The sequence below is a fragment of the Acinetobacter sp. CAU_H_29a_1 genome (assembly GCF_058599505.1).
In genome coordinates this window covers 1016938-1042089 of sequence record NZ_CM178655.1, presented here as the reverse complement: position 1 = coordinate 1042089, position 25152 = coordinate 1016938, and the positions used below count along the sequence as shown (strand labels likewise).

General features: G+C 41.6%; 24 protein-coding genes and 4 tRNA genes. 17 read left to right on the top strand and 11 right to left on the bottom strand.

The annotated features are described in order from the left end of the window. Window positions 1-12: 12 nt before the first annotated feature. Window positions 13-237: a hypothetical protein gene (locus AC4MDD_RS05215; RefSeq protein ID WP_004982578.1), complete on the bottom strand. Its 225-nt coding sequence runs from the start codon at window positions 235-237 to the stop codon at window positions 13-15. A 133-nt stretch (window positions 238-370) separates the two neighbouring features. After that, window positions 371-1774, bottom strand: coding sequence for an amino acid permease (locus AC4MDD_RS05210; RefSeq protein WP_491882401.1), 1404 nt, complete (start codon window positions 1772-1774; stop codon window positions 371-373). A 331-nt stretch (window positions 1775-2105) separates the two neighbouring features. Between AC4MDD_RS05210 and AC4MDD_RS05205 the strand changes: the two genes are divergently transcribed. The 4 genes from AC4MDD_RS05205 to AC4MDD_RS05190 all read left to right on the top strand — a co-directional run bounded on the left by AC4MDD_RS05205 (window position 2106) and on the right by AC4MDD_RS05190 (window position 6668). Then, the gene (locus tag AC4MDD_RS05205; RefSeq protein WP_004695773.1) at window positions 2106-3467 is read left to right on the top strand and encodes an alanine/glycine:cation symporter family protein; all 1362 of its coding nucleotides are present in this window, start codon (window positions 2106-2108) and stop codon (window positions 3465-3467) included. A 143-nt stretch (window positions 3468-3610) separates the two neighbouring features. Continuing rightward, window positions 3611-5002, top strand: a complete 1392-nt coding sequence (gene radA / locus AC4MDD_RS05200) for a DNA repair protein RadA (protein ID WP_004695771.1) — start codon at window positions 3611-3613, stop codon at window positions 5000-5002. Window positions 5003-5120: 118 nt separating this feature from the next. Next, window positions 5121-6083: a Tim44 domain-containing protein gene (locus AC4MDD_RS05195; RefSeq protein ID WP_491882400.1), complete on the top strand. Its 963-nt coding sequence runs from the start codon at window positions 5121-5123 to the stop codon at window positions 6081-6083. 261 nt (window positions 6084-6344) lie between these two features. Next, window positions 6345-6668 (top strand): CREC-EF hand family protein, encoded by a 324-nt coding sequence (locus AC4MDD_RS05190; RefSeq protein ID WP_004695767.1) that lies wholly within the window; start codon window positions 6345-6347, stop codon window positions 6666-6668. 70 nt (window positions 6669-6738) lie between these two features. Here the strand turns inward: AC4MDD_RS05190 and AC4MDD_RS05185 are convergent, their stop codons facing one another. Then, on the bottom strand, window positions 6739-7920 hold the full coding sequence (locus tag AC4MDD_RS05185) for a S1C family serine protease (RefSeq protein ID WP_004695766.1): 1182 nt from the start codon (window positions 7918-7920) through the stop codon (window positions 6739-6741). A gap of 168 nt (window positions 7921-8088) precedes the next feature. Here AC4MDD_RS05185 and AC4MDD_RS05180 point away from each other — a divergent pair, with 168 nt between their 5' ends. The 9 genes from AC4MDD_RS05180 (at window position 8089) to AC4MDD_RS05140 (ending at window position 13115) form a co-directional block, all read left to right on the top strand. Further along, a complete protein-coding gene (locus AC4MDD_RS05180) occupies window positions 8089-8847 on the top strand; it encodes a Nif3-like dinuclear metal center hexameric protein (RefSeq protein ID WP_491882399.1) in 759 nt (252 codons plus the stop codon). A gap of 346 nt (window positions 8848-9193) precedes the next feature. Beyond that, window positions 9194-9814 carry a superoxide dismutase gene (locus AC4MDD_RS05175; RefSeq protein ID WP_279697757.1) on the top strand — a complete coding sequence of 207 codons (621 nt, stop codon included), beginning with the start codon at window positions 9194-9196 and terminating at the stop codon, window positions 9812-9814. An 86-nt stretch (window positions 9815-9900) separates the two neighbouring features. Then, a complete protein-coding gene (locus AC4MDD_RS05170; RefSeq protein ID WP_491882398.1) occupies window positions 9901-10851 on the top strand; it encodes an IS481 family transposase in 951 nt (316 codons plus the stop codon). A 180-nt stretch (window positions 10852-11031) separates the two neighbouring features. After that, complete coding sequence (sodB, locus tag AC4MDD_RS05165) at window positions 11032-11658, top strand: superoxide dismutase SodB (RefSeq protein ID WP_010327236.1); 627 nt, start codon at window positions 11032-11034, stop codon at window positions 11656-11658. A 144-nt stretch (window positions 11659-11802) separates the two neighbouring features. After that, window positions 11803-11878 (top strand) — tRNA-Asn (locus AC4MDD_RS05160). Between the two features lie 4 nt (window positions 11879-11882). Continuing rightward, window positions 11883-11958 (top strand) — tRNA-Asn (locus AC4MDD_RS05155). A gap of 196 nt (window positions 11959-12154) precedes the next feature. Beyond that, window positions 12155-12230: transfer RNA gene (locus tag AC4MDD_RS05150), tRNA-Asn, on the top strand. 288 nt (window positions 12231-12518) lie between these two features. After that, window positions 12519-12594: transfer RNA gene (locus AC4MDD_RS05145), tRNA-Asn, on the top strand. 41 nt (window positions 12595-12635) lie between these two features. Beyond that, complete coding sequence (locus tag AC4MDD_RS05140) at window positions 12636-13115, top strand: DUF2726 domain-containing protein (protein ID WP_491882397.1); 480 nt, start codon at window positions 12636-12638, stop codon at window positions 13113-13115. A 1-nt stretch (window position 13116) separates the two neighbouring features. On the opposite strand, the gene AC4MDD_RS05135 is transcribed toward AC4MDD_RS05140, so the two are convergent. The 6 genes from AC4MDD_RS05135 to glnA all read right to left on the bottom strand — a co-directional run bounded on the left by AC4MDD_RS05135 (window position 13117) and on the right by glnA (window position 18232). Beyond that, on the bottom strand, window positions 13117-13347 hold the full coding sequence (locus tag AC4MDD_RS05135; RefSeq protein WP_491882396.1) for a hypothetical protein: 231 nt from the start codon (window positions 13345-13347) through the stop codon (window positions 13117-13119). Between the two features lie 99 nt (window positions 13348-13446). Then, window positions 13447-14898, bottom strand: a complete 1452-nt coding sequence (locus AC4MDD_RS05130) for an alpha/beta hydrolase family protein (RefSeq protein ID WP_491882395.1) — start codon at window positions 14896-14898, stop codon at window positions 13447-13449. 107 nt (window positions 14899-15005) lie between these two features. Next, on the bottom strand, window positions 15006-15887 hold the full coding sequence (gene ubiA / locus AC4MDD_RS05125) for a 4-hydroxybenzoate octaprenyltransferase (protein ID WP_491882394.1): 882 nt from the start codon (window positions 15885-15887) through the stop codon (window positions 15006-15008). Next, window positions 15884-16369 carry a chorismate--pyruvate lyase family protein gene (locus AC4MDD_RS05120; RefSeq protein ID WP_010327240.1) on the bottom strand — a complete coding sequence of 162 codons (486 nt, stop codon included), beginning with the start codon at window positions 16367-16369 and terminating at the stop codon, window positions 15884-15886. Before AC4MDD_RS05120 ends, ubiA begins: the two co-directional genes overlap by 4 nt. A gap of 82 nt (window positions 16370-16451) precedes the next feature. Then, a complete protein-coding gene (locus AC4MDD_RS05115; RefSeq protein ID WP_151835813.1) occupies window positions 16452-16727 on the bottom strand; it encodes a hypothetical protein in 276 nt (91 codons plus the stop codon). Between the two features lie 89 nt (window positions 16728-16816). Beyond that, window positions 16817-18232 carry a type I glutamate--ammonia ligase gene (gene glnA, locus AC4MDD_RS05110; RefSeq protein ID WP_005400480.1) on the bottom strand — a complete coding sequence of 472 codons (1416 nt, stop codon included), beginning with the start codon at window positions 18230-18232 and terminating at the stop codon, window positions 16817-16819. Between the two features lie 841 nt (window positions 18233-19073). On the opposite strand from glnA, the gene AC4MDD_RS05105 reads away from it, so the two are divergent. From AC4MDD_RS05105 to trpC, 3 genes are read left to right on the top strand one after another with little or no spacing between them, the layout of a single operon-like run. Then, window positions 19074-19658: an anthranilate synthase component II gene (locus AC4MDD_RS05105; RefSeq protein WP_087013255.1), complete on the top strand. Its 585-nt coding sequence runs from the start codon at window positions 19074-19076 to the stop codon at window positions 19656-19658. Window positions 19659-19674: 16 nt separating this feature from the next. After that, a complete protein-coding gene (trpD, locus tag AC4MDD_RS05100; RefSeq protein ID WP_005400478.1) occupies window positions 19675-20721 on the top strand; it encodes an anthranilate phosphoribosyltransferase in 1047 nt (348 codons plus the stop codon). A gap of 16 nt (window positions 20722-20737) precedes the next feature. Continuing rightward, the gene (gene trpC, locus AC4MDD_RS05095; protein ID WP_491882393.1) at window positions 20738-21544 is read left to right on the top strand and encodes an indole-3-glycerol phosphate synthase TrpC; all 807 of its coding nucleotides are present in this window, start codon (window positions 20738-20740) and stop codon (window positions 21542-21544) included. A gap of 115 nt (window positions 21545-21659) precedes the next feature. Here the strand turns inward: trpC and AC4MDD_RS05090 are convergent, their stop codons facing one another. Continuing rightward, window positions 21660-23498, bottom strand: coding sequence for a winged helix-turn-helix domain-containing protein (locus AC4MDD_RS05090; protein ID WP_491882392.1), 1839 nt, complete (start codon window positions 23496-23498; stop codon window positions 21660-21662). Then, window positions 23480-24313 (bottom strand): AAA family ATPase, encoded by an 834-nt coding sequence (locus AC4MDD_RS05085; protein ID WP_491882391.1) that lies wholly within the window; start codon window positions 24311-24313, stop codon window positions 23480-23482. The genes AC4MDD_RS05090 and AC4MDD_RS05085 overlap by 19 nt, the downstream gene beginning before the upstream one ends. Before the next feature lie 344 nt (window positions 24314-24657). On the opposite strand from AC4MDD_RS05085, the gene AC4MDD_RS05080 reads away from it, so the two are divergent. Beyond that, on the top strand, window positions 24658-25149 hold the full coding sequence (locus tag AC4MDD_RS05080; RefSeq protein ID WP_279693268.1) for a 2,4'-dihydroxyacetophenone dioxygenase family protein: 492 nt from the start codon (window positions 24658-24660) through the stop codon (window positions 25147-25149). Window positions 25150-25152 lie beyond the last annotated feature (3 nt).

Here is a 25152-nt window from a genome sequence, read left to right as displayed (position 1 = left end):
GCGTTTAAGGTATTAAGGCTGATTGGTTTCAACTGAAGGTGCAGCAAACTCTTGCTTAACGGGCGCTGTATCTTCCTTTTGTGCAGACGGCTTAGATGCTGCGTCTTTATAAAGCAAATATTTCGCTCGCTTGTCGTAGTTTGGATCATTTGGCATATGTAATGTACCAGACTGACCACAACCGACGAATGCAGTACTCATCACCAAGACACTGATGCAGCAAATGACAGAACGCATCTGATCACCTATTTGATATTTTGAAGAAGTATAACCTGATCAACATACATGACCAAACCACTAAGCGCTAAAGATTATAGTGAGTTAAAAAAAAACGCCAGTTAAAGACTGGCGTTTTTTTAAATGGTATCGATTATTTATGTTTCGGTTTGTAGAAACCAAAATAACCAATAATCAAAATGATGAACCAAATTGGACTCACCATTAAAGCTTTCATGGTATCGACTTCTAGTGATAACACATAGATCACGCCAATGAAGAAAACAATCACAAACCAACAGGTAAACAGACCACCCGGTAATTTAAAGGTCGATTTTGCATGTAACTCTGGACGTGTTTTGTAATACACAATGTAGCTCCAGATAATCATAATCCAGACGCAGATAAACAAAATCGTCGACAGTGTAGTTGCCAAAGTAAAGGCTTCAACAGTATTTGGTACAAAGTACTGTAGTGCAGCACCTAACAGTAAACAAATTGCTGAAAAGTACAATGCATTTGCAGGAACAGCACGCTTGTTTAAATGCCCAAATGCTTTTGGCCCTTGATCTTCACGAGACAAACCAAACAACATACGCGACGTTGAAAACACACCACTATTCATTGATGACATCACAGAAGACAATACCACCAAGTTCATGATGATTGCTGCTGCTGCAATACCCGCTTGACTAAACAAGTTCACAAAAGGCGAAACCGCAGGATCAATAACGTTCCATGGTGTCACTGACATCACAATCACTAAAGACAGTACATAGAAAACAATGATACGAATTGGAATCGAGTTCACCGCTTTAGGCAAATTTTTCTCTGGGTCTTTGGTTTCAGCAGCTGTGGTACCGACCAGCTCTACACCCACAAAGGCAAAGATCGCAATTTGGAAACCCGCTAGGAAGCCCGTCACGCCTGTTGGGAATATTCCGCCATGTGACCAAAGATGACTAAATGATGCAATTTCACCCGTCGTTGAAGTGAACCCTGTAAAGATCATCCATAGACCAACGGCAATCAACACCACAATGGCAATAATCTTAATCAGTGCAAACCAGAACTCCAGCTCACCAAACAGTTTCACCGTGACCAAGTTCAAGCCCATGATGAACACAATGGCCGCAACACTGATCATCACCCCTTCCCCAGGTGTGAACGGCATACCTCCATTAAAGAACTGAAGGTAATAAATAATGGCTGATAAGTCCGCAATACCAATCGTGATCCAACATAACCAATAGGTCCAACCAACGAAATAGCCTGCCCACGGTCCAATCAAATCGGTAGAGAAATCGATAAACGATTTGTACTTCAAGTTAGACAGCAGTAATTCGCCAAGCGCGCGCATGACCAAAAACACCATAAAACCAATAATCATGTAAATGATTAAAATAGATGGCCCAGCGAGACTAATCGTCTTCCCCGACCCCATAAATAAACCTGTACCAATCGCACCGCCAATCGCAATGAGTTGCAAATGGCGGTTGGATAAACTCCGTTTTAAATCACCTTGTTCAGAGGTCGATTCTGTATTTTCTAAACTCATTCTTGATGTCATCTTTTATTTCCAGTCGCCAAAATTACCCGAAAAGAACAAAAAAATAAAAATAAAATTGTATTAATCTATATTTTCAACATCTTTTGAAAAGTTAATTAATTTTTCTTATATTTAACACGACAACGGACACGTAAAAGTTCCTGTTGAAAAAATCAGCAAAACACTTGTCAAAAATAAATTTCCGTGTAACAAATACTACAAGACTAAAAATCAATAAAAAATCGTGCAGGAAGCATGACTGTGGCATATCAATTGCTTAATAAAACTCAAAATTTTTCTAGAAATTTCAAGTTTTAAAACATAGAGGACTAAAAGAAAAATGAATACACAAAGTTTACAAACTTTTATGGAAACCATCAGTGGTTGGGTCTGGGGACCCTATATGTTGGTCCTCATTGTCGGAACAGGGATATTCCTCACATTACGCTTGTTCTTCTGGCAAATTCGCATGTTGCCTCTGGCCTTTAAACAAGTCTTTGGCAAACATGACCAAGCACATTCTCATGCAGGAGATATCTCGCACTTTGCATCCCTCATGACTGCACTCTCTGCCACCATTGGTACGGGTAATATCGCTGGTGTTGCAACCGCTTGTGTCCTTGGTGGCCCAGGTGCGGTGTTTTGGATGTGGATGACAGCCCTGTTCGGTATGGCAACCAAATATGGGGAAGGTGTACTGGCAGTTAAATACCGAATCAAAAATGAAAAAGGTGAAATGTCTGGCGGTCCAATGTACTACATTGAACGTGGTCTAAAATGGAAGTGGTTAGCCCTGATTTTTGCACTATTTGGCACTCTGGCGTCTTTTGGGATTGGCAGTTCAGTGCAATCCAACACAGTTGCGCTCGCTGTTGAAAACAGTACGGGAGTTGCAACATGGATCACAGGTATCGTCATTACTGTATTCTCCGCTTTAGTTATTTTAGGCGGCATTAAATCTATTTCTAAAGCCGCTTCTTTCATCGTGCCGATTATGGCGATTGGCTATGTCCTCGGTGGCCTCATTATTATCTTCAACCATCTTGAACTCGTCATGCCTGCACTTGAACTGATCTTCCGTGATGCCTTTACTGGTGAAGCGGTAGCAGGTGGCGCAATTGGTGCTGTCATTCGTTACGGTGTCGCTCGTGGCGTCTTCTCAAATGAAGCTGGTATGGGTTCGGCGCCGATCGCCGCAGCTGCTGCAAAAACCGACCACCCTGCGCGTCAAGGCTTAGTCTCAATGACAGGTACGTTTATCGATACCATTATCGTCTGTAGTATCACAGGGATCGTTTTGGTCATGGGCTTTATTATGGCGGGCAATAGTTTTGGTGGCGAAACAGGCGCGGTATTAACCACCCATACTTTTAACCAATTACTGCCGGGTGTCGGAGGCTGGATCGTAACTTTTGGTATTGTGTTCTTCGCTTATTCCACCATTTTAGGTTGGTGCTATTACGGCGAAAAATGCTGTACTTATTTACTCGGTGAAAAGTATGTTCTGCTGTACCGTCTCATTTACATCGCGTCAGTCTTTATTGGTTGCGTAGCATCACTTGATTTAGTCTGGCTATTTGCCGACACCTTTAATGGTTTAATGGCGGTTCCAAACTTAATTGCCTTGTTATTGCTGTCGACGGTGATTGTGAAAGAGTCACGTGATTTTGTCGAAAAGCGTAAATCAGGTGAGTTGTACTAAGGCTATTTTCAAAGCAAATTTTCAAAATCTTCAATAGTTAAGCCACATTCGGGTGGCTTTTTGATTCAGAGCATTCATTTCAAATCCAATCCTCTGTATGCTGTTGAACCATCGAATACTCCAAATAGTGCATCAAATAAAGCATGGCAAAAGCAAAAAGTGTTTACCGCTGTGAACAATGTGGCGCTGACCATTCAAAATGGGCGGGCCAATGTTCTGAATGTGGAGAATGGAATAGTCTAGTTGAAGTCAATATTGCACCAGCAGTCACACATCGTGCGCAGCCCAAAATGGGTGGCGGCTATGCAGGTCAAGCTGCTGCTATTAGCACCTTAAATCAAATTTCAGTTTCACATGAGACTCGATTGGCTACAGGAATTGGTGAGTTTGATCGTGTGCTTGGCGGTGGTCTCGTCACGGGCTCTGTGGTACTGATTGGCGGTGATCCGGGCATTGGAAAATCGACCATTTTATTGCAAACGGCAACGCATATGGCCGCGGCCAACAGTGCGGCATTGTATGTCACAGGTGAAGAATCACTCTCTCAAGTGGCCTTGCGTGCAAATCGTCTTGATCTGCCCACAGATAAACTCAAAGTCATGGCTGAAACCTGTGTCGAGCGGATATGTGAAATGCTTGCCCATGAGCGTCCAGCTGTGGCAATTTTAGATTCCATTCAAACCCTGTATACCGAAACACTCCAGTCAGCGCCGGGCGGCGTTTCTCAAATTCGCGAATCTGCTGCTTTACTAACTCGTTTTGCTAAAAATAGTGGCACAGCCTTGTTCATTGTCGGACACGTCACCAAGGAAGGTGCACTGGCTGGTCCACGTGTGCTTGAACATATGGTGGACTGTGTTCTGTACTTTGAAGGTCAGTCCGACTCACGTTATCGGATGATTCGTGCCGTTAAAAATCGTTTTGGTGCAGTCAATGAACTCGGGGTTTTTGGCATGACCGATAAAGGCTTAAGAGAAGTGGCGAATCCTTCAGCCATTTTCTTAAGTCGTTATGATGAAGCCATTGCAGGCTCAATCGTGATGATCAGCCGTGAAGGCACACGTCCTCTGTTGGTTGAGGTTCAAGCTTTGGTTGATGATGCACATGGTCAACCGCGCCGAGTCGCCTTAGGTTTAGAACAAAACCGTTTAAATATGCTCTTGGCGGTGATGCATCGCCATGGTGGCGTGCAAACATCTGGACAAGATGTCTACGTCAACGTTGTCGGTGGTTTAAAAATCACGGAAACAGGCTCTGACTTGGCCGTCTTATTGGCCTGTGCCTCTAGCCTGCGAGGTAAAGCGCTGCCACAACAACTGGCTGTTTTTGGTGAAGTAGGACTCTCTGGGGAAATTCGCCCAGTGCCAAATGGGCAGGAACGCTTAAAAGAAGCCATTAAACATGGTTTTAAATACATTATTCTACCGCGAGGCAACGCACCGCAAAAAGACATTGCTGGGGTGAAGGTCATCGCTGTGGCGCGCTTACATGAGGCACTCACTGAAGCCATGAGCTTAAGTGACGAACTCAACTAAGCTAAATTCCATTCGTTTGGATTTCTCATAAAATAAACACGTTTTTTATTGAAATTTAGGATGAAAGACTGCATAAAGGTAGAGTTAAAATTTATTTTTTATAGAGTAGGAAAATTTGATGGAAGTTCGACAGCGTGGTTTGATTGCTGGTTTTTTAACAGCGGCTCTTTTAGTTGCACCCTTAGCCGCAGACGCTAAACGTGCAGGTGGTGGTAAAAGCCACGGCATGAGCCGTCAAGCTGCACCAACTCAGTCTTATCAACAACCTCGTCAAGCAACTCCAGCTCAACAACCTACCGCGCCCGCTACAGCTCCAGCTAAATCTGGTCCAGGCGTCGGTGGTATGGTTGCGGCTGGTGTAGCGGGTGCTGCAATTGGAGCTGTAGCTGCAAATGCATTGGCAGATGACAACTCTGCTTCTCAAGCGCAAGCACAGGAAGAAAAAGGTGGTATTCCGAGCTGGATTTGGATTCTTCTTGCCGCTGCTGTTGCCTTCTTCATTTTCCGTAAAATGGGCGCAAAAAAAAAAGTAGCACCTAATCCATACGCGCCAAACAATGGTTCAACTCAAGCACCGTTTGGCCAACAAGCTGCACCACGTACATCAAATGACAACAGCAATATTTTTGGTCAGTCTGTAGGTGGTTCAGCTGCTACACCACAAAACAATGCACCTTTTGGCGCTGCCTATACCAATAGTGGTAGTCAGCTTCCAGACGGTACAGAACCTGCGGCTTTCTTACGTATTGCTCGTCAACGTTTCAATCATATTCAGTCGATGAACACGGCAAGTAACATTTCTGAAATTCAGCGTTACTTGACACCTGATCTTTACCAGTCTATGTATCAAGACATTATGGCAAACCAAGATCAAGATGTAGCTGAGTTTTCAAACCTGAATGCGATGGTTGCAGACTCTGCGACAGAAAATGGCCAATACGTGGTTAGCGTACGTTTTACTGGTACAGTAAGTGAAGACCTCAACAGCTTACCGCAACCTTTTGCTGAAGTTTGGCACTTTGTAAAACCTGCGGGTTCTACCCAAGACTGGCTCGTTGCGGGTATCCAGCAAGAAGCTTAATCTCTAAAGATAAAAAACAGCGACTTCGGTCGCTGTTTTTTATTGTGCAGATTCAACAATTAAATTACGGATAAATCGCTATACAACTTTTCAATACAAAATAGCATCCACAAAAACTGAACACCTATTTCAATAAATTTCCTTACCTAATAAATTATAGTATTCATATTCAGAATTCTATTTTGCGCTTAGGCTATAGCCATATCACAAATAGTTTCGCATTTTGAACACTCTGTAAATAATGTTACTGAGAAAGAAAATATGAAAAATTTAACCATGCTTTGCATTTCACTATTTATCAGCTCCCATAGTCTCGCCTGCGAGCCAGCCTCCTTAAATTGGGAACAGTTTCATAAGACCTATGATCTAAATAAAAATAAAACCTTCGAGTTAAAAGAATTTTTAAGCGTTAAAGATTTTGACCCGCTTCCTTGGCCCGATGACAAACGCTTCCAAGCTAAAGATAAAAATTTTAAATTATTTAAATATCTAGATAAAAATAAGGATGGTAAACTGGCCGATGAAGAGCTTGGAGAAATTCATAGCTTACTCCCTAATCCTTGTGCAAATTGGCCCCCACGATAATTTCTCAATCATAAAATTCTAAGCAATAAAAAACCCTGAATAATCAGGGTTTAATATTTTTAAATAATGATTAACGTTCTGGTAATGGGATAAATTGAGAGTCCTGATTTTGCTCTTTTCTTTCCCCAACAACCACAGCAACATCTAAAGGTTTGCCATCGCGCTCAAGTGAAATCTGAATGGTGCTATTTGGCGGTTGTAGAGCCACAAAATTAATCAAATGTGAGGTTGAAGCAATCACTTCATCATTCACTTTCACAATCTTGTCGCCTTTCTTTAAACCAGCTTTTGCAGCAGGTCCCGTTTTTAACACGTCCGCGACAACCACACCTGGCCCTTTAGGCTCTAAGATATTGACTTGTTCAACAGGCAATAAACTAATACCTAGCCAACCACGTACCACACGACCGTCTTTAAGAATAGAGTTCAGTACTTGTTGGCAAATTCTTGCAGGAATGGCAAAACCAATACCTAAAGACCCACCTGACTGAGAGAAAATCGCAGTATTAACCCCAATCAAATTCCCCGCCACATCAATCAAAGCACCACCAGAATTACCAGGATTAATTGCAGCATCAGTTTGAATGAAGTCTTCATAAGTGTTAATGCCCAGGTCAGAGCGTCCTGTAGCAGAGATAATACCCTGCGTAACGGTTTGACCTACGCCAAATGGGTTGCCAATGGCCAAGACCACATCACCCACTTCGTTGCCACTGAGCTTAAAGGGTAAAACAGGCAGATTTGCCAGCTCAATTTTAATCACAGCCAAATCGGTATCGGGGTCGGTACCAATCACTTTAGCCACTGCACGACGACCATCTTGCAATGCCACAACAATTTGATCTGCTTGAGCAATCACATGGTTGTTTGTCAAAATATAACCATCAGGACGAACAATCACACCCGAACCCAAGCTGTTTTCATTTTTATTTTGGCTAAACTGATCAGGAATTTGATTGCCAAAAAATTCACGGAACGCAGGATCATTGAGTAACGGATGGTCAAGTTGTTTGACTTTTTGCGTGGTAAAAATATTTACTACTGCTGGTGCAGCCACTTTCACTGCAGCGCTATAAGAAACTACACCACCGGTACGCGTGGTGTTAATTAAAGGCTCCACCTTTTCAGCAGGCATCTTAATCCCATCGGACGCCACAGGCGCTTTTGGCTTTTGATACTGCTGCCAAGCAAAAAATCCAGCAATGACTAAAATGAGTAATACCCAAGGTAACCAGGAAAAGGTCCTGCGCACGATTTCACCCTCTAAAATGTTTTAATTCATTGATGACTAAGTAATTTATGCCTATTGTAAAGCGAAATTCAAGCCGAAGCACAAAAATAAGCAAGAGTTTTGTCATGCTTTAGTTACAATAAACAATAGGTTCCGATGTAATCAATTTAAAAGAGTTTTTAAGTCGATATGGCAAAATTACAAGACATTATTCAGTGGTGTGATCAAACCCTCAAATCACCTGAGTTTAAGGACTATGCACCGAATGGCCTTCAAATTGAAGGAAAGACCGAAGTGCATAAAATTTTAGCTGCTGTGACAGCATCGCAAGATGCCATAGATGCCGCGATCCGAGAAAATGCGGATCTTTTACTGGTGCATCATGGTTATTTTTGGAAAGGTGAAGCCTACCCCATCACAGGTATGCGCGGTAAACGGATCAAGAGTCTGATTCAACATGACATTTCTTTGTTGGCATATCACCTCCCCCTCGACAGCCATGCGAGTCTTGGAAATAATGCAGCGATTGCAGATTTGCTCAAACTGGAACGTATTGAGGCGCTTGACCCATCTGAGCGTCATCCTATTGGCAATATTGGTTATTTAAACCAGCCTATGCCTGTAGAAGAGTTTAAAAAGTTTGTGTCTGAGAAATTAAAGTTTGATGTTACCCATCTTCCTGCGGACAAGACCATGATTGAAAAAGTTGGTTTTTGTACCGGTGGTGCACAAGATTTTATTGTAAAAGCCGCTGAACAAGGCTGTGATGCCTATATTTCAGGCGAAGTCAGTGAACGTACCTTCTATGAAGCTAAAGAATTAGGCGTACATTATTTTGCTTGCGGACATCATGCGACTGAACGCTATGGCGTGCAGCGATTAGGTCAAGCCATTTCAAAACAATTTGATATTGAATATGTTTATTTCGAGTTAAATAACCCGATCTAAGCAATCACTGGGATGAGGCTTCTTTCATCCCAGTCCTTTCAATGCGCTTACATTGCATGGTATCCGACATCACTTCCATTTCAGCAAATTATTACTTTCTAAAATATTACTCCTAGCCTTTCATCTTTTTAAATCAAAACATAGCATCAGTTCAAAAACGCTTTGCATTTGATATTTGTTATACCTGCTGAACGTTCAACCCAATACGAACAATATAAATTACTACGCTGCACTCCAATATTGTAAATAATAAACATATTGATTCTCATTAATAATTAAGTGGATAATAAAACTGCTTTAAAAACTCCCAATAAAACAAACTTTGATGATTAAAGGAATCAAAAACATGGCTTATTCTTTACCCGCTCTTCCTTATGCCTATGATGCACTCGAACCCAATATTGATACGAAAACGATGGAAATTCACCACAGTAAACACCATCAAACCTACATCAATAACATTAATGGCGCGATTGCAGGCACAGAATGGGAGAAACTGTCTGTGGAAGATTTGGTTGCCAAAGTCAATGAAGTCCCTACTGATCTTAAAAAGATGGTGATCAATAATGCAGGTGGTCATGCCAACCACTCACTGTTTTGGACGGTCATGAGTCCACAAGGTGGTGGCCAACCGACTGGAGCTGTGGCAAAGGCTATTGATGAGCAACTCGGTGGTTTTGATGCTTTTAAAGATGCATTTACCAAAGCCGCGATTAGCCGTTTTGGCAGTGGTTGGGCATGGCTGAGTGTGACACCTGAACGCAACCTGATTGTTGAAAGCAGTGCAAATCAGGATTCCCCTCTTATGCACGGTCATACCCCTATTCTCGGTTTAGATGTATGGGAACATGCGTATTATCTAAAATACCAAAACCGCCGTCCTGAATATATCAATGCCTTTTATAATGTGGTCGATTGGGATGAAGTAAATCGCCGTTACCATGCTGCGTTGCAGACTAAAAATTAATTACACACCTCAATCCATCTAGAGCTTAGATGTTTAGTCCCAGATTTTAATGGTGCAATATTCTCAGATAAATGGAAGGAAGCACTATGGGACAAGTTCTACACAGCAGCGCCACAACGACACAGGCAGTGCGTCGAGCAATACAAAATAGTCAAGAGAGCTTAAGAACGCTAGCCAAGCGTTACGGCATCAATCAAAAGACCGTCGCAAAATGGAAGAAACGTACTTCAGTAGATGATCTTACAACCGGCCCAAAGAATCCTCGCTCAAGCGTGTTATCGCCTGAAGATGAGGCGGCAATTGTTGCTTTTCGAAAACGCACTTTGTTGCCGCTAGACGATTGCCTTTATGCATTGCAGCCGAGTATTCCTTATCTGACACGCTCGTCGTTACACCGCTGCTTGCAGCGGCATGGTATTTCACGACTGCCTGAGGTACAAGGTGATCGCCCTGTCAGGAAGCGCTTCAAGAGCTACCCCATTGGTTACTTTCATATCGACATTGCTGAGATGCAAACAGCACAGGGTAAGCTTTATCTCTTCGTTGCCATTGATCGCACTTCCAAGTTTGCGTTCACTGAATTGCATACTAAAGCCAGTAAGATGGCAGCCGCGGAGTTCATGCGCAATCTGGTTAAGGCTGTGCCCTATAGAATCCATACGGTGCTAACAGATAACGGCATCCAGTTCACGAACCGCACCTGTGATCGCTACGCCTCTGAGCACATCTTTGATCGGGTTTGTACTGAATGTGGCATTGAACATCGTCTTACCAAGGTTAAGCATCCATGGACCAATGGACAGGTCGAGAGGATGAACCGAACGATTAAAGAAGCTACTGTCAAACGGTTCCATTACGACGATCACACTCAGCTATGCATTCACCTTGCTGATTTTATTGCTGCATACAACTTCGGCCGCAGACTCAAAACACTCAGAGGCCTGACTCCCTACGAATTCATCTCCAAACAGTGGACAGATGAACCTGAACTTTTTAAGATTGATCCGATCCATCAAATGCCGGGACTAAACACTTAGAGTCTTTTAAAATGAACACATTCTGTACAAAAGACTCTAACGATATCTTGTGTATCGTATATGTCTCCTTGCGAAATTTTTTGCATATTTTGTGTATTAAAAGACTGCCCTATTGTCTATAGAATCATTTACAATAAATGCACTTAAAGTAAAACCCAGCAAATCTGCAAGGAATGAAACATGACAACCATTACTTTACCTGCACTTCCATATGGCTACGAAGATCTTGCTCCACACATCAGCAAAGAAACTTTAGAATTCCACCACGACAAACACCACAATACTTATGTTGTTAACCTAAACAACCTAATCAAGGGTACTGACCTTGAAGGCAAAACTTTAGAAGAAATCATCACAGCTTCTGCTGGTGATGCATCTAAAGCAGGTATCTTCAATAACGCAGCACAAGTTTGGAACCACACATTCTACTGGAACTGTATGGCTAAAAACGGTGGTGGTAAAGCAACAGGTGCTTTAGCAGCTAAAATTGATGAAGCATTCGGTTCTTACGAAAAATTCGCTGAAGAATTTGCTGCTGCTGCAACAACTCAATTCGGTTCAGGTTGGGCTTGGTTAGTTGCTGACGAAGTAAATGGTAACCTTTCTATCCTTAAAACTTCAAATGCAGACACTCCACTTGCACACGGTAAAGTTGCAGTGTTAACCATTGACGTTTGGGAACATGCTTACTACATCGACTTCCGCAATGCGCGTCCTGTTTACATCAAAACTTTCCTTGAAAGCCTTGTAAACTGGGATTATGCAAACGCGAAATATGCAGGTCAAGCTGCTGGCGTTGAAAAATAAGATTCGTCTTGTTTAAAAAACCGCTCTTTTTGAGCGGTTTTTTTGTTTTTGCTGTCTAAACGCATATTTATAAAGCAAACAATTCATTTCTCAATATTTTTTGCTTGACCCATTTTCCTTTCCTCCCTAAAATGCGCATCAGATTCTCCAATAGCTCAGTCGGTAGAGCGACGGACTGTTAATCCGCAGGTCCCTGGTTCGAGCCCAGGTTGGAGAGCCACTATTCTTCCATAGCTCAGTCGGTAGAGCGACGGACTGTTAATCCGCAGGTCCCTGGTTCGAGCCCAGGTGGAAGAGCCAAGATTCTAAAAAGCCCAAGCATCGTGACTTGGGCTTTTTTTATCGCTCATTATTCTGATCCACAAACATATACCATTCTGGTATACAGCTATGACATATCAAATTGTTTATAAAAAAAACATTTAATCTAAAATTCGACTTTTTTTAGAATTGTAACTTGACCGATGTGTAATTTTCTCTATACTGCATTTCAGATTCTCCAATAGCTCAGTCGGTAGAGCGACGGACTGTTAATCCGCAGGTCCCTGGTTCGAGCCCAGGTTGGAGAGCCAAATTTTAAAAAGCCCAAGCATTATGACTTGGGCTTTTTTCTGTCTATAAAAATGACATTCACCCATACGTAAAACCAATCTCTCAAAATCACTCCAAAGCAGCTTTCCATACAGGCTCTTCTCAGCTTGAATCTCCCAAATATCTCCATGGAAAACCAAAAAGATTGAATCAAATCGTATCAATAAAAGCTAAACCGTTTATTTTTAAATCATTTAAAGCAGATTATATAAAAATATCAGGCCAAAGACTTGACCCTTTGAGCTTTGCCACATAGAATGCGTGCAGATTCTCCAATAGCTCAGTCGGTAGAGCGACGGACTGTTAATCCGCAGGTCCCTGGTTCGAGCCCAGGTTGGAGAGCCAAAATTCTAAAAACCCACTCCATGCGAGTGGGTTTTTTCTTTGTGCTAGAAAATATTGTGTTCGATCTGAGTCAAATCATCTTTTTTATCATCGGCTGCTTTGCCACTATTACTTTAGTGATGATGGTCTATCCTGACCTGTTTCGCCGTAAACAAAAGTTTTATGCCAAATACGTCATTACGCCGTTTGAACGTAAAATGTTTATTCGCTTAAAAGAAGCCTTTCCACGCCATCATGTTCTAGCTCAAGTTTCATTTAGCTCACTGATTACCAGTGACCACTATAAAATACGGGCCAAGTTTAACCGTAAAGTCACCGATTTCGTTTTATTAGATGAACAATTAGCGGTTGTGGTGATTATTGAACTCGATGATCCTTCCCATATCGGCAAAGAACAAGAAGATGCAGAACGTGATGCCATGCTCAATGAAGCAGGTTACATCGTTCTGCGTTTTACTGAAATTCCAAGCATTCGCCAACTGCATAAACACATTGGTATCACGCCTGCAATGCGTGCTTGAATTATTTTGAGACTGCGCTGCTCGCTTCCTGCTGTGTGAATTGCTTTTCGGCAGCCAACTTTTCTTGAATACGCTGCTGTTGTTCTTCCTTAATACGCTGATATTCCGCTTGGTTTTTTGCATCGCTTTTTACCGCTAAAAAAGCAATCCCTAAAATAAGCAATGGAATCACAATACCAAGACTCGCCAAAAACATCACTTTCGGCGTTAGTTTTTGATTTGATTTCGTCATAGCCAGCCTATTTCCAATATCTAGATTTTGATGGGCCAATACTATAACAAAAAAAGAGCCTCAATCATGAGACTCTGTCTTCAGTTTAAATGGTTCATTTTATGTCGGTGCTTTACCTGTACAGTTTTCATTGGTGCTGGCATCTTTTTGCGCATCAGTTAGTACAATCCCCGTACCCGCAGCCATATGGGTCTGAATAAAGTCTACCGCCTCCTTATTTTGACATATGATTGCCTGCGTATGCGTCGCATTCGGTACAATCGTTAATTTATAACCATCAGCATATGCATTTTGCGGGAAATATGTGGTCGCTTTTGCTTTCATATTTACATATAACGCTTGCGTTACTACAGGCAGTACCGCTTGATCATTGGCACCTTGAATAATAAATATAGGGGTTTTAATGACTTTCGCAGCAGTGGCATTGGTTGCTGGTTGATTATCCGCCAAAAATTTCTGAACCACTGGATCTGTTTTAATTTTATTTAAATCAACACCATACTGTGAAGTCCAGTGTGTCGGATCTGCCAAGAACTCTACAACACCCGCTTTAAATTGTTCTTGTAAGCCATTTGCACTATTCGGTGCTGGATAACCTAAACATGCACCATCATCGCCTGTACGTCCATAAGCACTTTCTGCAATTTCAGCAGCGCCAGGGGTAAAGATATTTTTTAAATCATAATCAGGCTGATACGCTTTAATACCCGAGCTTGTGAGTGCCGCATAAGCCAAGAGTTCAGCATAACCATCCGCAATTTGCGCAATCAATGCTTGGCCTTGTGCCGCTGGTAGGCCATTTGCCATTGCAATACGGACTTGTTGCAATTTGTCATCTAAAATATTCAAACCATTTGCTTTAGGTTGACCATTTACGTCAAGATTATATTGTGGATCGAGATAAATTTGAATAATTTGTCCTAAACTGGATGCAGGTGCACCAGCCACAGCTCCTTTATAAGTCGTATCTGTATTAGCAAACTCGGCTGTACCCAATGATGCATGCCCACCTTGTGATTGACCAATCGACATCCATGCCCCATTTAACTGGGTGCCATAATGCTCTTTTACGGCCTTAACGGCCGCAATTGCTGAGTTTGCAGCACTAGATAAATTCAAATAAGGATGTACACCTGATGTACCTAGGCCTTCATAATCTGGAGCAACAATGACATAGCCTGCAGCCAATAATGTATTCGCTAAAATTTTAAAGCGTGGATGAATCACATTTTTACTTGGTGCACAATCATCTCCACCTCCGACCGTTCCATGCTCCCATACCACAACACGATAACCATCTTTAGGTCGAGCTACCTGTGGAAATAAAACCATTGCCGTTGCGGTTGCTATCTTCCCCTGCACATTCGTCATGTTATAAGTCATGACTTTAATCGATGAACTATTCTCGACTGTATCTAAAGAATAATTTCCTTGCAACAGATACGTGGGTTGTTGATTTGAAGCGGGCGAATCATCATCGTCATTACAAGCAGTTAAAGACAGCATTGAAACGGCAACTGTAAGGGCTAATGCTATTTTCGAGCGTTTCATAAAATATCCTTTTATTCGTTGTTTTTTTAAGCATGAAACTACATGCCGTTTTATTAAGACATAAAAAAAGCGCCCTGTATAGGACGCTTTTCAACCAAAAAATCACTTTAAATAATTAATTCTAAAAAGATTCCAGTAAAAATAATAAGTCCCACCCAACGATTGTGACGGAATGCCCAAAAACAATACTGTGGATCTCTGTCTTTGGTTTTTGACCATTGATAAATAAAATCAGCCACGACTACCAGCAATGCGATTAAACCCAATGGCATCAATAAATTTTCAAGGTAAAGCGCCGTACCGATCAAAACGACACTCATCGCCTGTAAAAGTGCAATGATTTGAATATCAAAACGACCAAACAAAATGGCTGTCGACTTCACCCCAATTTTTAAATCATACTCACGGTCAGTAATCGCATATTGAGTATCGTACGCTACAGTCCAAGCCAGATTGCCAAAATACAGCAACCAACAGGTTAAATCTAATGGTTTACCCATGGCCGTAAATGACATCGGAATTCCCCACGAAAAAGCCATGCCTAAAACAACCTGAGGCAAATGAGTATAGCGTTTCATGAAAGGATATATAAATGCGAGAAAAAGCCCACCTAAAGCACAATAGAATGTTTCAATCGGTAGAAATAACAACATACAAGCACTAGCAAAGACTAAAGCTAGAAACACATAAATGGCTTCTTTGGCCGTGATAACCCCTGTTGCTAAAGGCCGCATTTTCGTACGCTCTACATGTGCATCGACTTTACGATCAGCAAAATCATTAATTGCACACCCAGCCGCACGCATAAATATCGTGCCAAGTACCATCGGAATCAGAATACCAATTGGCGGTATGCCCTCTGCTGCAATCCATAGTGCCCACATGGTAGGCCAGAACACCAATTCTGTGCCAACAGGCTTATCAAAACGACATAAATAATAATAGGCTTCTAAACGTTCACGCCAAGTAATTTGATGCGCAGTTGTCATGACTGTCCTTCAGATGCTGAATTCTGCTTTTGCAAAAATTGCTCAAAACTCGCTAAAAAAGTTTCTTGAACAATAAACTTGCAGCCGTGCCAAGTATAACAGCTCTGTCTGGTCCAACCATCTTCTAGCCAAATCACACGACGTTCACATGCTGGATTGGTGCGCTGAAACAAGAACCAACCAATCGGTTTTTTACCAATATGTTTAAAAAGCCGTGCGCGGCCTTGCAAACTTAAGATCGGGAAAATGCTTTTGGCTTTGACCCAAGGCTCTGCATCACTGCCATATAAAAAGCTTTCTCGTACCCATGACGTATGCTGAAACGGCATGCCCATCCATTTTGCATCGATAAACTGAAGACGCTGAAAATGTTCTTTGGTCGGTTGAACCCTAAATGCTCCATCAGCCAAATCCGTCAGTTGCTGAGTAAGTGAACCTGAAGCATATAACCATGTTTTCAGTTCAGCTGGAATCTGCTGCATAAACCTACCTGTACCATTGATTTACTGTGCGCTTAAACGCTTTTTGAGTTATGAAGAATGTATTTAATTGTAAGATCAATCTTTAGCAATTATCTGTTTTTGCAATGGTTTCAAATTTACCATGCGGAGTTTTTACCAAAATAAAACCTTCAGCACTCAAGTAAAAACTTTGAGGATAATCATAATCCAGTGCTAACTCTGGGCTTTTCAATGCAACAAATTCTGCCTGCTTGTAGCCTTCAGGGGTGCGACCAACTTCAATATAAGTCACCATCGAAAAATTTAGCTTAAATCCTTTGTCGTGATCTTTAGGGTCAATCCAAGGATAAAAACTGGTGTGCTTCTTACGCTGTGCCATTGCTCTCATCAATTTTTTTCAAGTTAAACAGATGATACAAAAAAACCCGCGACTAGCGCGGGTTTTTTGCAGTGAAATTCAGTTCAGAATTACAAGCTGTAGTACATATCAAATTCAACTGGGTGAGTTGTCGTGTTCAAACGACGCACTTCTTCAGTTTTAAGTTCGATATATGCATCAAGCATTTCTTTAGTGAATACACCACCTTTAAGAAGGAACTCGTGATCCGCTTGAAGCGCTTCAAGAGCCATATCTAGGCTGTGCGCAACTGTAGGGATTTTCGCTTCTTCTTCAGGAGGAAGGTCGTATAAGTTTTTATCAGCTGCTTCACCTGGGTGAATCTTGTTTTGGATACCGTCAAGACCCGCCATTAACAATGCAGCGAAACCTAAGTACGGGTTCATCATTGGATCTGGGAAGCGAGCTTCGATACGTTTGCCTTTCGGGCTAGAAACGTAAGGAATACGGATAGAAGCAGAACGGTTACGTGCTGAGTAAGCCAACATAATCGGTGCTTCGAAGTGCGGAACTAAACGCTTATACGAGTTTGTAGATGGGTTCGTAATTGCGTTCAATGCACGAGCGTGTTTAATTACACCACCGATGAAGTAAAGCGCCATTTCTGAAAGACCAGCGTATTCATCACCAGCAAACAAGTTCTTGCCATCTTTAGAGATTGACATATGAACGTGCATACCAGAACCGTTATCACCAACCATTGGCTTAGGCATGAAAGTCGCAGTTTTTGCATATTGGTGCGCAACGTTCCAAACAGCATATTTGAACTGTTGTACTTCGTCTGCTTTACGAACCATTGTGTTGAAGCTTACACCAATTTCTAATTGGCAAGATGCAACTTCGTGGTGGTGTACTTCTACACGACCTGGGCCCATGATGTCTTCAATACGCGCACACATATCAGCACGCATGTCATGTGAAGAATCAACTGGAGGAACTGGGAAGTAACCACCTTTAACACGTGGACGGTGACCAGAGTTTCCGCCTTCGTAGTCTTTGTTTGTTGACCAAGCAGCTTCTTCAGCAATCAATGTATGGCGCGCGCCAGACATATCAATTTCCCATTTTACTTCGTCAAATACGAAGAATTCTGGTTCTGGACCAAAGAATGCAGTATCACCAATACCTGTCGATTTTAGGTATTCTTCAGCACGGCGAGCAATCGAACGCGGGTCACGGTCATAACCTTGACCTGTTGATGGCTCAATAACGTCACAAGTAACAACTACTGTAGGCTCAGCGAAGAACGGGTCGATAAAACCAGTTGCAGCATCTGGGCGTAAGATCATGTCAGATGCTTCAATGCCTTTCCAACCAGCAATAGAAGAACCATCAAACATTTTACCGTCTTCAAAAGTATCTTCGTCGATAGTATCTGCTGGGTAAGTTACGTGTTGTTCTTTACCCTTAGTATCCGTAAAACGGAAATCGACCCATTTTGCGCCACTTTCTTGGATGAGTTGTAGGACCTTGTTCGCCATGCTCATTTTGCTCCGATGAATTTTTGTTGCACTCTTTAGTGCGTGTTAGTAGTTGGTTGTTCTAAAGCAATTACCGTACCAACTTTAAAAAGCTTAGCTAAAATATTGAATTCATTATCAGAATAACAGTTTTAAGCTGTTTGCTTTGGCTCTATTATACTGAGCTAAAAAGTAAATGCACCATATTCAAGCATGCTTCTTCACATTTAATCTAAAAGATTTTGAGTGTGGATCATAATGGTGCATTTTTAAATTTCACTGTGCAATTTCCACTCGTTTTTTATAAATTAGAGCACTGTTAAAGCTGCTATTTTCGCCATGATTTGACCTCAATACCTTATATCACGGCGGGCGATATACCTAAAACCAAATATAAAGCACGTAATCAACTGTTTTTATTTGATTTTTAAAAAATAAAAAACCTCACCATTCAAACTGATATAAAGCCGAAATCTCAGATGTGACTAAGCAAATAAAAATGCTCTGTTTTGGTGATATTTGGGGAGTTTTTAGCTCACAACATCAGAAGATATTCTTTTATATTCGTTGAATGTGCATGCTTCATGATATTTACACATAGTCCACGAGGTTTCTCGTTAGGATTTGAATCTAAGATATTCATAAACTCTATATCTGTTAGTAACAAAACCCATTGTAATTTTTAGACACGCGAAAAAATGTCACGCCCTAGCTGTGTATTTTTTGCTATGATAATTTCGGTTTTGTGCCTCCATTCAAGTCATTGAATGAGAAAAATAATTTACTTATAGCTTTATAATGTAATTGCACGAATACCACAGGACTCTTCAAGCACATTTATGTGCATAAATTTCAATAGGTTAAGCTCATGCTTTTAATGATCGACAACTATGACTCTTTTACCTACAACATCGTCCAATATTTTGGCGAGTTAAATCAAGAAGTAAAAGTAGTGCGTAATGATGCCGTGACATTGGAAGATATTGAGCGATGGCAACCTAAATATCTTGTGATTGGCCCTGGTCCATGCTCACCTTCGGAAGCAGGAATTTCTATTCCAGCCATTCAGCATTTTGCTGGAAAAATTCCATTATTAGGGGTGTGCTTAGGACATCAGGCCATTGGTCAGGCTTTTGGCGGCGAAATCATTCGTGCCAAAAAAGTGATGCATGGTCGTTTGTCTGACATGCACCACTCGGATAAAGGCATTTTTAGCAACCTCCCTTCTCCGTTTTCAGCAACGCGTTATCACTCACTGGTGATTGATCAAGAAAGCTTGCCTGAATGCTTAGAAGTGACTTGCTGGACCAATGAAGCCGATGGCTCAATTGAAGAAATCATGGGTGTAAAGCATAAGACGCTTGCCGTTGAAGGCGTGCAATTTCACCCTGAATCAATCTTGAGTCAGCATGGCCATCAAATCTTTAAGAACTTTTTAGAAATTTACGCATAAATGAGTGCAGTGAAAAATGAATATGCAACAAGCTTTAAATAACATCACTAAAAATATTGAGTTGACGCAGCCGCAAATGGAAGACGTCATGCGTACCATCATGAATGGTGAAGCAACTGATGCCCAAATTGGTGCACTGATGATGGGTCTTCGCTTAAAAGGTGAAAGTATTGATGAAATTACCGCAGCAGCTCGTGTCATGCGCGAGTTTGCCATCAAAATTGATGTCAGTGATGTGCCTTATTTAGTCGATATCGTCGGTACAGGTGGTGACGGTCAGAACTTATTCAACGTCTCGACTGCGTCTGCTTTTGTGATTGCTGCGGCAGGTGCAACTATTGCTAAACATGGTAACCGTGGTGTTTCAACCAAATCGGGTTCCTCGGACCTGTTAGAACAAGCAGGCATCCAACTTGACTTAAACATGCAACAAACTGAACGCTGTATTCGCGAAATGGGTGTCGGTTTCTTGTTTGCCCCGAATCATCACAAAGCGATGAAGTATGCGGTTGGCCCACGTCGTGAATTAGGCATTCGCAGTATTTTTAATTTACTTGGCCCGCTTACGAATCCGGCTGGAGTAAAACGTCTAGTGATTGGGGTGTTTTCGACTGAATTATGTCGACCAATTGCAGAAGTGATGAAACAACTGGGGGCTGAACATGTCATGGTCGTTCATTCTAAAGATGGTTTAGATGAAATTAGCCTTGCATCAAGCACCTATGTGGCTGAACTCAAAAATGGTGAAGTCACCGAATGGGAGATTCAACCTGAAGATGTTGGGATCGAATCGCAAACTTTAACAGGTTTAATCATTCAAGACTCTGCTGAAAGTTTAAGCCTAATCAAAGATGCCTTAGGTAAAAACAAATCCGATAAAGGCGAAAAAGCAGCCAATATGATTGCTTTAAATGCAGGTGCCGGTTTATATGTCTCTGGACTTTGTACCAGCTATAAACAAGGCGTGGCTTTAGCACATGACATCATCTACGGCGGACAAGCCTTAGAAAAGATGAGCATCCTTGCTGAATTCAGCAAAACCCTTAAACAATACGACGCTTGATAGACAGGATTTTGTCATGGTAGATATCGCAAATACGATTTTAGGCAAAATTGTGGATCGCAAGCAGGAAGAGTTTGCTGCACGCCTCAAACAACGTAGCTATAAAGATGTTGAAGAATGGGCATTTGAGGCAACTCCTGTGCGTGGTTTTGCAAAGTCTTTACTGAGCAGACAACCGGGTGTGATCGCTGAAATTAAGAAAGCATCACCATCTAAGGGCATCATTCGTGAAAACTTTGATCCTGCTGAAATCGCACAACAATACGAAGCCGCAGGTGCAGCATGTTTATCAGTTTTAACCGATGTCGATTTTTTCCAAGGTGCCGATGAGAATATTCAAATTGCACGTTCTCACTGTGCCCTACCTGCATTACGCAAAGACTTTCTGATTGACCCTTATGGGGTGATTGAAGCACGTGCTTTACATGCGGACTGTATTCTTCTGATTGTGGCATGCTTGTCCGATCAACAACTCGAAGAAATGTCGAAAACAGCTTTTGAGCAGAATTTAGATGTCTTGGTTGAAGTACACGATGAAGCAGAGCTTGAACGTGCTTTGCGTCTATCTGAGCGTTGCGTATTGGGTGTCAATAACCGTAACTTAAAAACCTTTGATGTTGACTTAAACACCTCGATTCGTCTGAAAAAACTGCTTGAACCATCTCGTCTACTGGTGACTGAAAGCGGCATTGCGACCCCAGCGGATGTGGCGATGATGCAAGAGCATGGCATTCATGCTTTCTTGGTCGGTGAAAGCTTTATGAAGCAGCCGCGTCCAGACCACGCCTTTACTGAGCTGTTTGGAACACCTCAAACACTTTAATCGCACATTCAGGGTAAGGCATACTCTTGCCCTGAATACTTTGTGATATGTCCTTTCAAAAAGCTGTTGAAGATCTGGTTAAACAGTAACATATAAAAAATTGTTCAATTTTAAATTACTCAATTAAGCCCTGCTTCTTGGCCTCATTCACCGCTTCCATTCGAGAGCGGACCTGCAACTTGTTATAGATTTTACGCAGATGCCATTTCACCGTATTGATGGACAAAAAGATCGACTCGGATATTTCAGCATCAGTACAGCCACGGCTTAATTTTTCTAAAATTTGGACTTCACGTTTTGATAAAGCCTCAAGGCCAGAACTTCCGATCAAAGCTTCAGCACTGCTTTCAGCTTGATTGAGCTTTTGAAGTTGCTGGATATATTCTAGCAATACAACTGTATGCTTTTGCTTCTGTCGACTTAAATGCTGACTTAGCCCACTTAACATATCCCAAATTAAAGGGTTTTCATCTAGAATCACCCGCACTGCCTGAGTCGGCATGAGGGTTTCAAGCGCTTGTTGTAGAGCTTCAAAAGCCTGTTCATGTTGTTTCAGCTGATACAGGGCCAGTGCAAACAAAATTTGAACACGCGCAAAACGTATCGGATAAATCCTAAAAAATGCTAACTGCTGGCTTAAATATTCTTTGGCTTGCTCGACTTGCCCCATGAAAATTTGCTGACGCACCAGCATTAAATCATCGCCACGCAGCAAATTCGTAAAATTTAAATATGGCTGAAATGCTGCCTGTTCAGTATCAGCTAATGCAGAAAGCGGGCTTGCTTGTTGCACATAGGCTTGTATGGTTTGTGCGAGTCGAGGTAATGACCATTGGCTACTACGGGTATGTGCTTGGTGCAAACACGTTTGTATCGCACTTTGATCTTGATGCAAGGTCGCTAGTCGCATTTGTAAAATATAACCGACTATCACCATATCAGGCATTGCTAGATTACCGCCGCCCTTAAAGTCCATTAATGCAACTTCGACTTGCGACATTTGGTTCATTTCATAATACAGGTCTGCTTTAAAGCTGCTCAGAATATTCATAATAGTCGCTTTATTGTCTTCATCTAGACCTAAGTTACGATATTCCTCGCTCTGCCCTACTTGAGTAAATTTCTCTGCCGCGAGCGTTAAATTTCCTAATAAATAATCACATAGGGCATCAATACAGTCGACCATTGCCAAACCATATAGGTTATGACCTTGCAAATAGATAATGCGCGTTTGTAGTAATAGCTTTCGTGCTTCACTCATTTGCCCCAAACAAATGTGATGTAAAGCCCCAATCCCAATCAGTAGAGCACGGACAAAATAAACGGTACTTGGCAGTTGTGCTAAGTTTTGTTGCGCTAAGCGATAAGCCACATCTAACTTGTCTTCTAAAACAGCAATGAGAGGGGCTAAACCTAATTGGTCCTCATGTTGTAATAAGGTTTCATGTTGATCCACACTATGCCAGAGCTGTAAATAATGATTGGCTAGGGTCACTTGATGCGTCAGCACCAAGGTCCAAATAATGTCATAGAGCAAATTTGGATTTTGCAGCAAGACAGAATCAGGGATCTGTTTGACCAACTCCAACAACGTATAGTGTCGGCCTTCTAAAATCAGTTCACGACACACCGAGTTGAGCAAAGACAAAATCAACTGCTGATCTTCTGCTTGTTGGGCGTGATAAATCGCCTCCATCAGATAACGCTGTTGTTTGAACCATTCTGCCGCTTTACTATACATTTCCTGATATGCATCAGGTTGTAAAAGCTTAAACTTCAATTGCAAAAAGTCTCGAAATAAATGATGCACGCGATACCACGTACGCTGTTCATCTATCGCTTGAATGAACAAGCCTTTTTGGCTGATGACATCGAGAATCTGCTGTGCAGCATGATTACCCGTTAAAGCGACAACCAAAGCTGGATTAATTTTCCTCAGTACACTAATTTGCAATAAAAATTGCTGAATTTCAGGGTCTTGTTGTAAAAAACCTGCTCACTGAGGTAATTTACAATCTGATGGTGCGCACCACTTAAGTTTTGAATAAAGCCATGAATATCTTGATGTTCTTTCAAATATAAATTGGTGAACTGAATGCCTGTAAACCAGCCTTCAGTTTTATCAATCAGTTGTTCTGCAAGCTCAGTGCTTAAAGCAAGCTGGTCAAAGTTTTGTTGTTGTAAAAACTGAATAAGCGCACTGCTTTCTTGCTGTTTGATACTCAGCTGAGACTCTGTGACCCACTTTAAATGACCTAATAGATATTCTTTCGCGAAACTCCAGTTGGGTTTGACCCTTGAAGCAATCACCAAATGACAATTTTCAGGTAAGGACTGGTACAACCACCAAAAGATATTTAAACATTCTGGGTTTGTTAATACTTCAAACTCATCGATAAATAAAACTGTGTCAGCATCCTCTTCTGCAACTTTTTGCGTCAGTTCAATGATGTGTTGTTTATGGATCTGTCCATAAGAGATCGAATGCGGTGGTTCTAAATCTAAAAGCGCTAAACGCAAGTATTGATAGAGTCGAATAGGATCATTTTCATCATCATCCAAAGTTAACCAACAGACTTTCTTTCCCTTTGCTAAAAGAGACTCTGAAAGTTGATGCATCAGCGTGGTTTTTCCATAACCCGCCGCGGCGTGAATAAAAACCAAAGAAGACTGACAATAGTCCACGATCTGACTTAACAGTTGGGGACGTTGCATTGCCCTGCCATTCAGCATGCTCGGACGACTGAGTTTAGTCTTCAACACTTGCATGTATATTCATCCAATCTTTTTATTCAATTACATCTGCAACATTCATTTCCCTGAATTTTGCATTTGGGAAAACATCATCCTCTACGAATCATGTTATGCCGTTCATCAGTCTAAAACACTTATAAATTAGTAGGGGCACCGCAGTTAAGCAATATGAAATAGCATCAAAAACCATTCCAATCCCTATTTTAAACTGTTCATTCGCGCATTTATCAAACAATGTAAATTCCATTCTTTCGAGTGGTTTGCATTTTCTGAAACATTGTTATGCTCAGGCTTAAGGAAATCTTAGATATTGATATCTCATATCATATTCTGATTCCAAGACATACAAGGAGTTTGTCATGAGCATCGCACAATCAGTTAAACATCAGGATCGATTATTAACGATTAACATCAAAGATGGCGAAATCAAAAATGCACTACCGGGTGTGCATGTCACACCTTGCTTTTTAGACCCCGATAATGGCGTCTGGGTCATTCATGCCCGTTTTGAACCGGGTACTATCCTTCCACGTCACTTCCATACCGGTGTTGTACATTTCTATACAACAGCAGGTTCATGGCATTATGTCGAATATCCTGAAGATGTTCAAACGGCTGGCAGCTATTTATTTGAACCAGCAGGTTCGATCCATACTTTAGCAACACCAGAAGGTGCTGAAGGCTTTATGGTCATTAATGGTGCGAACGTCAACTTAAATGATGATGATTCACTGATGTTTATTATGGATGCAGGTTGGATCGAGCGCACTCTTCACGTCGTGGCTGAACCAGGGCAAAAAATGCCGCGTTATATTAAACCAGGTTCGGATGTTGTATTTAGCGACAAATAAATT

Excerpts from the sequence above, each read along its gene's own strand:
- AC4MDD_RS05170 (WP_491882398.1), top strand. The coding sequence starts at position 9,901 with ATGGGACAAGTTCTACACAGCAGCGCCACAACGACACAGGCAGTGCGT.
- radA (WP_004695771.1), top strand. The coding sequence starts at position 3,611 with ATGGCAAAAGCAAAAAGTGTTTACCGCTGTGAACAATGTGGCGCTGAC.
- AC4MDD_RS05195 (WP_491882400.1), top strand. The coding sequence starts at position 5,121 with ATGGAAGTTCGACAGCGTGGTTTGATTGCTGGTTTTTTAACAGCGGCT.
- AC4MDD_RS05115 (WP_151835813.1), bottom strand. The coding sequence starts at position 16,727 with ATGGCACAGCGTAAGAAGCACACCAGTTTTTATCCTTGGATTGACCCT.
- glnA (WP_005400480.1), bottom strand. The coding sequence starts at position 18,232 with ATGAGCATGGCGAACAAGGTCCTACAACTCATCCAAGAAAGTGGCGCA.
- trpD (WP_005400478.1), top strand. The coding sequence starts at position 19,675 with ATGAATATGCAACAAGCTTTAAATAACATCACTAAAAATATTGAGTTG.
- AC4MDD_RS05105 (WP_087013255.1), top strand. The coding sequence starts at position 19,074 with ATGCTTTTAATGATCGACAACTATGACTCTTTTACCTACAACATCGTC.
- AC4MDD_RS05085 (WP_491882391.1), bottom strand. The coding sequence starts at position 24,313 with ATGCAAGTGTTGAAGACTAAACTCAGTCGTCCGAGCATGCTGAATGGC.
- AC4MDD_RS05080 (WP_279693268.1), top strand. The coding sequence starts at position 24,658 with ATGAGCATCGCACAATCAGTTAAACATCAGGATCGATTATTAACGATT.
- AC4MDD_RS05130 (WP_491882395.1), bottom strand. The coding sequence starts at position 14,898 with ATGAAACGCTCGAAAATAGCATTAGCCCTTACAGTTGCCGTTTCAATG.
- AC4MDD_RS05120 (WP_010327240.1), bottom strand. The coding sequence starts at position 16,369 with ATGCAGCAGATTCCAGCTGAACTGAAAACATGGTTATATGCTTCAGGT.
- trpC (WP_491882393.1), top strand. The coding sequence starts at position 20,738 with ATGGTAGATATCGCAAATACGATTTTAGGCAAAATTGTGGATCGCAAG.
- sodB (WP_010327236.1), top strand. The coding sequence starts at position 11,032 with ATGACAACCATTACTTTACCTGCACTTCCATATGGCTACGAAGATCTT.
- AC4MDD_RS05135 (WP_491882396.1), bottom strand. The coding sequence starts at position 13,347 with ATGACGAAATCAAATCAAAAACTAACGCCGAAAGTGATGTTTTTGGCG.
- AC4MDD_RS05175 (WP_279697757.1), top strand. The coding sequence starts at position 9,194 with ATGGCTTATTCTTTACCCGCTCTTCCTTATGCCTATGATGCACTCGAA.
- AC4MDD_RS05190 (WP_004695767.1), top strand. The coding sequence starts at position 6,345 with ATGAAAAATTTAACCATGCTTTGCATTTCACTATTTATCAGCTCCCAT.
- ubiA (WP_491882394.1), bottom strand. The coding sequence starts at position 15,887 with ATGACAACTGCGCATCAAATTACTTGGCGTGAACGTTTAGAAGCCTAT.
- AC4MDD_RS05210 (WP_491882401.1), bottom strand. The coding sequence starts at position 1,774 with ATGAGTTTAGAAAATACAGAATCGACCTCTGAACAAGGTGATTTAAAA.
- AC4MDD_RS05215 (WP_004982578.1), bottom strand. The coding sequence starts at position 237 with ATGCGTTCTGTCATTTGCTGCATCAGTGTCTTGGTGATGAGTACTGCA.
- AC4MDD_RS05205 (WP_004695773.1), top strand. The coding sequence starts at position 2,106 with ATGAATACACAAAGTTTACAAACTTTTATGGAAACCATCAGTGGTTGG.
- AC4MDD_RS05180 (WP_491882399.1), top strand. The coding sequence starts at position 8,089 with ATGGCAAAATTACAAGACATTATTCAGTGGTGTGATCAAACCCTCAAA.